The sequence below is a fragment of the Bradyrhizobium sp. Kon56 genome (assembly GCF_055807635.1).
In genome coordinates, this window is the sequence record NZ_JBVVOU010000130.1 from 1 (window position 1) to 571 (window position 571).

General features: G+C 60.6%; 1 protein-coding gene. It reads left to right on the plus strand.

Annotated elements, in window-relative coordinates; translation table 11 throughout:
• The first annotated feature begins 211 nt into the window (after positions 1-211).
• The gene (locus AC0L3B_RS38270; protein ID WP_473382735.1) at positions 212-454 is read left to right on the plus strand and encodes a carboxymuconolactone decarboxylase family protein; all 243 of its coding nucleotides are present in this window, start codon (positions 212-214) and stop codon (positions 452-454) included.
• Positions 455-571: the final 117 nt, after the last annotated feature.

Consider the following 571-nt stretch of genomic DNA (forward strand, 5'->3'; position numbering starts at 1 on the left):
GTTCAACCGCAGGACCGAGCCGCAAACCTGATCCGCCTGTTGTCCCAACGCGTCATTGGCAGCACATGAATATCCTGGTGGTGGAGGACCACTCAGCCTACCGCCTGCTGTTGGGCTGGATGTTGCAGAAGCTGGGCCTGGGGCACGAGTTGGCTGCCGATGGGTTCATGGGACTGGAGGCGTTTACCCGCCGGCCCTGTCGGCTGACGCTATGCGCCAACTACGTGCCGGCCAGTCCACAGGGGATACCAAACGAGATGCGCTGGTTGCCTTCACACGCAGCCTGGCCCTTAATCCCGGGGCCGTCGCGCCAGCGCAGGTGCAGTCATTTCAAGAGGCGGGATACAGTGGTGAGGAGATCGTTCACATTGCCTTGGCAATCTCTGTGATCACCTTTACCAACGTGTTCAATCGCATCAACGAGACGGTCGTCGATTTTCCCGAGCCCGCGTGAGAGGTCCCGCCACGCCATCGAAAAGCACATCGCCGAGTGGTTCGTCGTCCGAGCCACCTTAAATACGGCAGCTGCACACATGCTGCCTCCAATCTGGGGCGCTCCTTCAACGGCGCC

Excerpts from the sequence above, each read along its gene's own strand:
- AC0L3B_RS38270 (WP_473382735.1), top strand. The coding sequence starts at position 212 with ATGCGCCAACTACGTGCCGGCCAGTCCACAGGGGATACCAAACGAGAT.